The sequence below is a fragment of the Pontibacter sp. HJ8 genome (genome assembly GCF_054824225.1).
Genome location: NZ_JSYF01000241.1, coordinates 1 through 9,356 on the forward strand (window position 1 = coordinate 1; position 9,356 = coordinate 9,356).

The window sequence follows — 9,356 nt, forward strand, 5'->3', positions numbered from 1 at the left end:
ACAAAGCGAAGAGCAGCGTTGGTACCGGCCTGGTTGGTGCACCCGAGTGTGGTGACGTAATGCGTTTGCAGATCGAAGTAGACGAAAACCAGATCATCACCGACGCCAAGTTTAAGACATTTGGTTGTGGTTCTGCGATCGCTTCTTCTTCACTGGCTACCGAGTGGCTGAAAGGCAAGTCTGTGGACGAGGCCCTGACCATCGACAACATGGACATTGTGGAAGAACTGGCTTTGCCTCCGGTAAAAATTCACTGCTCTGTTCTGGCGGAAGACGCGATCAAGTCTGCCATCAACGACTACAGAGTAAAGAACGGTATGCCAGCGCTGGAGCTGCCTAAGTCTCACCACTAAGACACAGACTCGCGAATGGAGTCAACGACTGAGGTGCACGTAGAAAGTGCACGCATTCAAAAGCAGATTGAGAACCACTTAGGCTTAAGCGGTAACAGTCTGCTTTTTGAATTCAGACAGAACGATAACAAAGTGCGCCTGGACCTGATCACGGTGAACCCGCGCCACAACCAGTCTTTCCTCTTCCACACCGAAGTAGGCTATGACAAAGTGGATGCGCTTCGTAAGATGCTGGACTATGTGCAAAGTTACAAGGATAAGGAAAGTCCCTATACCGTACAGTGGATGGCCCGTGGCGATAAAGAGCTGAATACTTCTTATTTCCGGGCACGCAATATGTACGAGGCATTGGACAAATTATACTTTGGCCGGGACATGAACACAATTACTGTTTTTAGTGTTGTATTGAATCCGGTATCTTAAAGACAGAATCATTATGATAACAGTATCCGATAAAGCAAAAGAGAAAGTATTGAAGCTGAAGCTGGATGCGCAGCTGAACGATGCATTCCGCCTGCGCGCGTCTGTTGCCGGAGGCGGTTGTTCCGGTCTCTCCTACAACCTCGACTTCGATGATGAGGTGAAGCCGATGGACCAGGAGTTTGAAGACAAAGGCATCAAGGTTGTGGTGGACATGAAAAGCTTCCTATACCTGGCCGGCACCGAACTCGACTTCTCAGACGGACTGAATGGCAAAGGCTTTTACTTCAACAACCCGAACGCTTCCCGCACATGCGGTTGCGGCGACAGCTTCTCCGTTTAACAAAGACAGCAGCTTATATACAGAGCAGAAGGGCCGGCTAGAAATAGCTGGCCCTTCTGCTTTTAGTAGTTGCCTAATATTTCAAAAACCGGGTTGTGTGCTGCTCTCCCAGCTCATCTACTGCGACCAGCACATAACTCCCCTGCCTCAGATGACTTACCTGCAGCGTATGGATCTGGTCACTCGCCAGGCGCAGCTGCAGAATGCGGCTCCCAAACTTGTCGTAAACAGATACCTGGAAATTCGCCTGTTGCTGCGGCAACTCGATCCGGAGGTCCTTTGTGGTGATGGTGGGGTATGCGACCAATTCTGTACCGGACGCTTCGGCGCGCACGGCTACAATTTTTGAATAGCTGTGCGTGCCATCCTCGTCCACCTGCTTGAGCCGGTAGTAGGAAATACCAGGTATAGGTTGCTTATCAGTAAACGTGTAGTTGCTAAGCAGGCTGGTCGTGCCTTGACCTTTTGCTATACCTGCCTGTTCAAAAGAAATACTGTTGGTACTTCGTTCAATTTCAAAATGGCTGTTGTTCTGCTCAGATGCGGTGGTCCAGGCTAACTCAACTGCTTTGTTGACAGCTTTGGCAGCAAAATGGGTAAGCTCTACGGGCAAGGGCATGTAGTCCTGCTCAAAATGCCAGGACACTTTTACATCGTCTATTGCCAGGCCATGGTCCTGCTCAAGCTGATCCGCATCACGCCAGCGTAACATCACATACTGTCCGTCAGGTATAGCTTCCGGCAATGTGTAGGTTAATCCTGCCCTGTTGGCGTACTGGTTACCGTCCACATGCCCTGCAGTCATTTTATTGACAGGGCTGTTAAACTGCATGGAGGCAACAGGTATCCAGCCGGGAGTGCTCGCTTTGGTGGATAAATTAAAAGAAGTGGGGCTACTGGCAATTGCGTACGAAAAGGTCAGGTTTTGCACATCTGTGTTGATGCTACCACACCGCCATTGCTCCGCAGCATAAGCTACATCCAAAGCGGTAATGGTTTTGCCGGAAGTATTTTGCAGTAATAAATTGTACGTATACTCGCCAACCTTTTCCGCAGTAATACCACCGAGTGCCCTATCAGTAGAGTTTGTATTGCCGTAGCTGTAAAGGCCACCTGTATTAGAGGAACCATTATTGATGAAGATCGTTGTCCCAGCTTTAGAACGTTGGACAGTCCAATTGTCAGGAAGGAATGCATTAATTCCTAATTCTGCTGAAGTACCTGAGCTAGGCAACTCATTAAAATCCTGGGTATAGGTGTTGATAAAGCTACCCATACTTACCTGGCCAAAGCTCATGGCTGGGCCGCATAAGAACGCAGAAAACCAGACCAGCTTATAAAATTGCCTGCAATAGGTAAAAGTTGTTTCCATACTACACTCATCAAATTAAGGTGCTCCGTTTTTGCACTTAGCCATCTGCCAAGCTTCCGGATTTTGTACTTCAACTTAATGAATCTTTATATAGTTCAATAAAAAATCATAGCAGCAGGAAATCTTTACATTGTTTAAACACTGATAAACAGCAACATACCGATAGAAACAGCCTAAAACATCGTTACAGTCAAGAAATAAGATCAGAAAAAAAATGATATGACTATCCCGGGAAATCTAGGATAAGAAAAACTTGAAGCACCAGCCAAGAGTCAGTTTAGCTGTTTTCCTGACTGTTGATCTGGTTGAGGTTGGCCGTTTTGAAGTGCTGGTATACGCGCAGCACGATGGCGAGCGCCACGGCAGCTTCGGCGGCAGCCACGATGATAACGAACAGCGAGAACAGTTGTCCCTGCAGGAGCAGCGGATCGTAGCGGCTGAATGCGACCAGGTTGAGGTTGGCTGCATTGAAGATCAGTTCAATCCCCATCAGCACGACCACAGCATGCCGCTTGGTGATGACGGCCAGTATACCCAGGCTGAAAAGTACGGCGCTCAGCAATAAGATATGTTCTAAAGGAATCTGCTCCAGCATCAGGCTTTCTGTTTATCTGTGGCAATATAGGCCGCCCCTATCAGCGCAATGAGCAGCAGCAGCGAGGTGACCTCAAAAGGCAGCACAAAGTCTGTCATGAGCTTAATGCCTATACTTTGCACCGTACTCTTCTGCTCCCCCAGCACATCTGTATTGGCCAGTTGCATCCAGGACAGTGACGAAAAGTTTGTTTGCCAGATGGTATACCCCAATCCGATTAGTGTCAGCAACGCCACGGTCATCCCCCAGCCTCGGTTCACATTCTCTGACATAACCGATTTATCGTGCACGCGGGTACTTAGCATGATACCGAACAGGATCAGCACCAGCACGCCGCCGACGTATACCATCAATTGGGTAACGGCCACAAAGTCGGCGAACAGCAGCACGTAGATCGCGGCCACACTCAGCAGCGTGAGCAGCAGCGAAAAGCCCGCATACAGCAGGTTGCGCGTCAGCACCATGTAGCCTCCGGAAAGTATAGCCAGTACGGCGAAAATGTAGAACAACATCTTTATTAGTGATCAGTTAACAATAATCAGTAATCAGCTCCGCTATACCTGTTGCATACCTAGCTCTGCTACTTTCTGGCTGCCAGGGCCGCTGCTTTGGCTGCGGCCATTTCTTCCTGCTGTTTCTCCAGCAGGCGTTTCTTTTCTTCTGCTTCTTCCGGCGACAAATCCGTGAAGTGGTAGATCATGTTTTTGATGTCTACCTCCGCAAAATCATACACAGGCGTCATGGTGAGGCAATCGGTCGGGCAGACGGTGGTGCAGAGGCCACAGTAACAGCACTTGGCCATGTCGATGTCAAACACAGGGGCGTAGAGCCGCTTCTTCGTGCCATCGGAGGTCATGCCAATCTCTTCTGTGGCCTTCACCGATTCGATGGTGATGCAGTTGACCGGGCATACCTTGGCGCAGAGGTCGCAGACGATACAATCGTCGATCTCGTTGTGCAGGCGGTAGCGGCCGTTGGCAGGAACAGGTATAGCCTCGTAGGGATAGGTTAAGGTGACCAGGCCCTCGGGCTGATTGAAGTAGCTACTGTCCGAAACAGGCACCGGCTCACGGCGCTTATCTGCATTTAGAAAATGCCGCCACGTCAGGCGCAGGCCGCTCAAAAGCGACTTCACCACGTCCCAAAACCCGTTTTTATATTTTATGGCTTCTTTTCCCATTTTTGTAAGACACCAGACGTTAGAGATTAGAATTTAAACTTAGACTTTCTATTCCTACTATCATTCACAAGTCTAACTTTTAGAAATCTACTATCTAACGTCCTACTAATCTCTAAACTTAAATCATCAGTAACCGCCAGATCCCGGCCAGTAACACAACCGCCAGGGCAATAGGCGTCAACACTTTCCAGCACAAGTGCATGAGCTGGTCTACGCGCAGTCGCGGGTATGTCCAGCGGATCTGCAGCTGCAGAAACAGGAGCACAAAGGTCTTACTCATTAGCCAGAACCCGCCCCAGAGTATACCGGATAGTTCTCCTACGGTACCCGTTGTCCAATAGGCCAGGTGTACCGTGCCCAGATTAGGTAGTGGTGTGTTCCAGCTTCCCAGGAACAGGATAACTGCTACCAGGCTCACCAGCACCATCATGCTATATTCCGCCAAAAAGAGTATGGCAAAGCGGAAACCCGAATACTCCACATGGAACCCGGCTACCAGCTCAGACTCAGCTTCGGGTATATCAAAAGGCGCCCGGTTGCTTTCAGCCAGCGAGGCAATAAAGTAGATCACGAAAGCCACCAGCAGCATGGGAGCCCGAAAGATGTTCCAGGTCGTAATGCCACCAATCGTTGTCGTATTGATACCCAGTGCTTCAAGCCCAAAAAGCCAGTTCGTTTCAAGTTCCAGCCCCGGGAAGCGGTTGAGAAGCACCCCCTGCTGGTAGCTGATCTCCTGAAAGTCCAGCGACTGGCAGATCATTACGACGGACAGTATAGCCAGGCCTGCCGGAATCTCATAGGATACGATCTGCGCCACGGAGCGCATGGCACCCAGCATCGCATACTTGTTATTGGAGCCCCATCCCGCCATCAGCAAGCCTACCACATCGAGCGAAATAACAGCCAACAGGTAAAAGACGCCGATGCCTATACCTGCCGGCACCAGCTCGGGCGTGAAAGGTATAACAGCAAAGCCCGCAAAAACAGCGGCAAAAATGAGGATAGGCGCCAGCTTGAAGAGCTTCTTATCGGCAGCAGCCGGCACGATGTCTTCTTTCTGAAGCAACTTGACCACATCCAGCACCGACTGCAGCGAACCGTACGGCCCTGCTTCCGTCGGCCCCATGCGGTCCTGCATAAAGGCCGCTACCTTCCGCTCCGCATACGCCAACACAATTACGATACCCAGTAATAGCACAAGTGTCAGCACAAAAGCAAGCATAGGAGATCAGGTTTTTTATAACGCGCAAAGGTAATGCTTAATAGGGGAATGTGCTAACAGCGTCAGGTGCTATTCATCCAGCAGGCGCTGGTACTTTTTAGACAGATCGCCCGCTCCTCTCAGGTTAGATTCCGTTCGCTGCCGTCAGAATGATGGGTTCTCCATCGGTTATGAGAATGGTATGCTCATGCTGGGCAACATACGCCCCCTCATCCGCCAGCAATGTCCAGCCATCGCCTTTCTCGTGCACGTAGCTTCCTTTGGTCGATATAAAGGTTTCGACGGCCACCACGGTGTTTTTCCGGAACCTGCGCGTTTCCTGTTTATCATAGAAACAAGGGATTTCGTGCGGCTCTTCGTGCAGACTGCGTCCTACCCCATGCCCCACCAGGTTTTTGATCACTTTGAAGCCATTCTTCTTGGCTTCTGTCTCGATGATCCGGCCAATATCAGCAATTTTCCGGCCGCCCCGGATTTCTTTTAGGGCTTTGTATAAGGCTGAAACAGAGGTATCCACTAATTTGCCAAGCCCTTTGGTGTCTTCTCCTAAAATAAAAGAACCACCGTTGTCAGCGTAGTAACCGTTCAGCTCCGCCGATACATCGATGTTCACCAGGTCCCCTTCCTGAAGTACGGTTGTGTCAGAAGGTATACCGTGCGCTGCCTCATTGTTGATGCTGATACAGGTATAGCCGGGAAAATCATAGGCGACCTTTGGGGCCGCCTGTGCACCATAAGATTGCAGGATGGCATAGCCAAAGTCATCCAATCCCCTGCTGGTCATACCTACCTTGGTATGCTCCCGCATTTGCCGGAGCGTAGTAGCCACCACCTCACTTACTTTGGTAATACCTTCTAAATCTATATCTGATTCTATTGACATCTTACGCTGTATTTTATAAAATTTTACCCTTCTACCAGGTGCGGAACAAATTGCGACAGGTTGGTGATGATGCCTTTCTCGCGGCGGAAGCCAATGGCACAGCCTTCTCCGGCCCAGAAAACGCCGGCCTGGTACTGGTTGCCTTTCGCGTCTTCGGGCAGGTCGCACCAGCGCTGGTATACCTGTGGCTGCTGGTCGTACTCGCCCTGCACTTTGGTCACACGGCCTCTGTCTACTACTTCTACGCTCTGCCCCTCTCTGCCGAAGTAGGGCTTCTTGATATACTTGCCCGTCAGGGGCTCCAGGTCAGTTTCCAGTAGCAGCGGGTGGTAAGGATAGGCTTTCCAGAGCCAGGTCAGCATGCCTTTGCTCTGAAACAGCAAGGTATAAGCCGGGTTGGCAATGGTAACTGTGCGGGAGCGGGACAGCTGCGTAAGGCTTGCCAGTAGCTCCGGCTCCTCCCAGGCGATCTGCTCCCAGGGCAGCAATTTGAAGAGGAACGGAAACTGCCGCCATTGTTCCGAATCTACCTGCGCCCATAGACCTTTCTCCTCTCCTTCCGTCGAAATGTTCATCTCTTCGATCGGGCAAAGGTGGGCTTCAAAACCTGCTTCGATGGCAGCCTGCGTGATCACGGCACAGTTGGCCTGGTCTTCGGCACTGGCTCCCAGGTAAGTGACCAGCAGCGCAGGCGGCAGGTCCTCGTTGCGTTCGCGCCAGCGTCTGAGCTGCTCCACCAGCGCCTCGTACAGGCCGGAATACTGAAGGGCATCGTCTTTGCCGGCAGCAGCCAGGCTGGCCCACTGCACGACAGCCGTTTCAGGTATAGAAGTGGCCGTATCCGCATTAAATTCCAGGAGTTTAGGTCCATCAGGTGTCTGGACCAGGTCAAAGCGGCCATACAGGTGCCACTGCCGGTCGTCGTTCCAGGAGAGGCGTACCAATTGCCAGAGGTTCTCCGGTATACCCAGCACTTTGAGAAAAGCATCCGGCAGTTCATCGGGTACCGACCGCACCATCATGTCATAAAGGGCACTGGCTGCATCGAGCAGTTCTTCGGCTTCCTCTTCACGGATCACAACCGCCTCGTCCGGTACATAGTTGGCGCAACCGTCTTCCACACACCACTCCCAGCCCAGGCCACGAACTGCTTTTTCCACATCGCCTGAATGGGGCTTGATACGAATACTGGTTTTAGAATTTTCTAACATGAAGATCCTCTGAAAAAAATAAGATTCGGGAAAAGGGGAAAGGTATAGCACCAGGTATAGCGACGCGCGCTTCTACTTAAGCTGTTCCCCGGAGTGCAGCCCGTAACAAGGCATAGCCGAAGCTTGGCTTGATGCAGCGCTCCCCTCTGCCAGGAAATAAAGCTTATAAAGCAGCCCCCTATGAAAAGCGCAATTTACGCGCCGGCACCACCACTCCGGCCACGAAAATAACCGCTCCGGCTGGTTCGGGGTGCCGTGGATTGCTGGCGGTACGTCTGCACGTTCTGTCTCCAGGCGGCTGTGTTGTTCATCACACCCGGGTTGGCATAGTAAGCCGGTCTTGGTGACATCATCCGGCCGGCCATGTAGCCCATCCCGCTCCACCACAGCACGCTGCCCAACCCGAAGCCTCCCTGGTTATACTGCTGCTGGTTTGCAGCCACGCCTTTCATCTGGTTCTCGAGCGCAAGCCCCTGGAGGGTATCCACGCGGCCATCGCTATACTTGAGGATAGCCATGCTCTGTCCGGGTACAGTCGTCCGCTCGTCCGTGATCTTCCATTGGTCGGGTGCTTCTTCGGTCAGTTCCGTAATGATGCCATCCGGGGTTGGTACTTCCGCTCCGGCGTTTGTCACCTCGTTAGTGCGGGTGTTGGACTCGCAACCGGTCAGGCCCATGCAGGTGGCCGCAGCTACTATAAACGCATTGCGCTTGAAGTCCCCTATGGTCAAATATCGTTTTTTCATGACTAATTCTCCGTTGTAAGCTAAAGGTACTGATTCTACGCGATTTTAGGAAAGAGTTGGTGTGATGTTAACTTGTTGAATGGTTAAATGGTTGGTGTACAATTCGGACAGGTCGCTTTTTCGTTGATCGTGGTTCGTTGATCGTTGACCGTCGGGTTTACATGCAACACTCACAGGACCAGGCCCGGTATACCTCCAACTCGAGACTCAGAACTCAGAACTCGAGACTCCTGACAACTCCTAAACTCCCCTATTCCCACAGTGGATAATGCTCCAGGTGTACCTGCCGCTTAAAGAAGATACGGGTACTCTCTTCAAAGGAGCGGGTAAAATCCGACACGTAGAAGGTATGGTCCATGGTGAGTTGGTCGGAAGCCAGGTCGTTTGCTTCCACGAAAGCCCTGACATGCTGCGCTACAATCTGGCTGGCGTCCAGCACATCCACCCTTCCCTGGTAGTAATTTTCGATCTGCTTTTTGATCAGCGGGTAATGCGTACAGCCAAGAATAAGCGCCTCTATACCTTCCAGATCGGGATCGGACAGATAGGCATGGATCACGCTTTCCGAAATGGAATCATTGAAAAAGCCTTCCTCGATCATGGCGGCCAGCAGAGGCGTCGCATGGGATTTGAGCGTAATATCCAGGTCAAGTTCATCTATCTTTTTGCGGTATACATTCGAATGCACCGTCTGCTTGGTCCCGATCAGGCCGATGGTTTTGCCGGGGTAGGTCTTTCCGATATAGTGCACAATGGGATCAATCACATTGAGCACTTTTGCCTTGCTGCCTACATATTCCTTCACGAGCTCATACGCAGCCGCAGAAGCCGAATTGCAGGCGATCAGAATCACTTTGCAATGCTGCCGGAGCAGCAGGTCACATATTTTGACAGCGTAAGCCTGGATAGCGGCAGTGGATTTGTCACCATAGGGCAGGTGGGCCGTATCCCCGAAATAGACTAGCCGCTCCTGCGGTAGCGCCCTCACAATCGCCTGAGCCACAGTCAGTCCGCCTATACCGCTATCGAAT

Annotated in this window: 12 protein-coding genes; 3 read left to right on the forward strand and 9 right to left on the reverse strand. The window is 51.3% G+C overall.

Translation table 11 applies throughout. The annotated features are described in order from the left end of the window. From OB13_RS11320 to OB13_RS11330, 3 genes are all read left to right on the forward strand, one after another. Positions 1-353: iron-sulfur cluster assembly scaffold protein (locus OB13_RS11320; RefSeq protein WP_461490277.1), on the forward strand; the 353-nt coding region annotated here is incomplete at its 5' end. 15 nt (positions 354-368) lie between these two features. Further along, the gene (locus tag OB13_RS11325) at positions 369-776 is read left to right on the forward strand and encodes a hypothetical protein (RefSeq protein ID WP_461490278.1); all 408 of its coding nucleotides are present in this window, start codon (positions 369-371) and stop codon (positions 774-776) included. Between the two features lie 13 nt (positions 777-789). Next, positions 790-1,116, forward strand: a complete 327-nt coding sequence (locus OB13_RS11330; protein WP_461490279.1) for a HesB/IscA family protein — start codon at positions 790-792, stop codon at positions 1,114-1,116. Positions 1,117-1,189: 73 nt separating this feature from the next. Here the strand turns inward: OB13_RS11330 and OB13_RS11335 are convergent, their stop codons facing one another. The 9 genes from OB13_RS11335 to murI all read right to left on the reverse strand — a co-directional run. Next, positions 1,190-2,101: a T9SS type A sorting domain-containing protein gene (locus OB13_RS11335; RefSeq protein WP_461490280.1), complete on the reverse strand. Its 912-nt coding sequence runs from the start codon at positions 2,099-2,101 to the stop codon at positions 1,190-1,192. 664 nt (positions 2,102-2,765) lie between these two features. Then, complete coding sequence (gene nuoK, locus OB13_RS11340) at positions 2,766-3,083, reverse strand: NADH-quinone oxidoreductase subunit NuoK (protein ID WP_461490281.1); 318 nt, start codon at positions 3,081-3,083, stop codon at positions 2,766-2,768. Continuing rightward, the gene (locus OB13_RS11345; RefSeq protein WP_461490282.1) at positions 3,083-3,595 is read right to left on the reverse strand and encodes an NADH-quinone oxidoreductase subunit J family protein; all 513 of its coding nucleotides are present in this window, start codon (positions 3,593-3,595) and stop codon (positions 3,083-3,085) included. Before OB13_RS11345 ends, nuoK begins: the two co-directional genes overlap by 1 nt. Before the next feature lie 68 nt (positions 3,596-3,663). After that, on the reverse strand, positions 3,664-4,263 hold the full coding sequence (locus tag OB13_RS11350; RefSeq protein WP_461490283.1) for a 4Fe-4S binding protein: 600 nt from the start codon (positions 4,261-4,263) through the stop codon (positions 3,664-3,666). A gap of 118 nt (positions 4,264-4,381) precedes the next feature. Beyond that, complete coding sequence (locus OB13_RS11355; RefSeq protein ID WP_461490284.1) at positions 4,382-5,485, reverse strand: complex I subunit 1/NuoH family protein; 1,104 nt, start codon at positions 5,483-5,485, stop codon at positions 4,382-4,384. Between the two features lie 124 nt (positions 5,486-5,609). Then, positions 5,610-6,368, reverse strand: coding sequence for a type I methionyl aminopeptidase (gene map, locus OB13_RS11360; RefSeq protein ID WP_461490285.1), 759 nt, complete (start codon positions 6,366-6,368; stop codon positions 5,610-5,612). A 23-nt stretch (positions 6,369-6,391) separates the two neighbouring features. Beyond that, positions 6,392-7,579, reverse strand: a complete 1,188-nt coding sequence (locus tag OB13_RS11365; protein ID WP_461490286.1) for a glutathionylspermidine synthase family protein — start codon at positions 7,577-7,579, stop codon at positions 6,392-6,394. A 194-nt stretch (positions 7,580-7,773) separates the two neighbouring features. Next, positions 7,774-8,325 carry a hypothetical protein gene (locus OB13_RS11370; RefSeq protein ID WP_461490287.1) on the reverse strand — a complete coding sequence of 184 codons (552 nt, stop codon included), beginning with the start codon at positions 8,323-8,325 and terminating at the stop codon, positions 7,774-7,776. A gap of 250 nt (positions 8,326-8,575) precedes the next feature. Next, positions 8,576-9,356: glutamate racemase (gene murI / locus OB13_RS11375; protein ID WP_461490288.1), on the reverse strand; the 781-nt coding region annotated here is incomplete at its 5' end.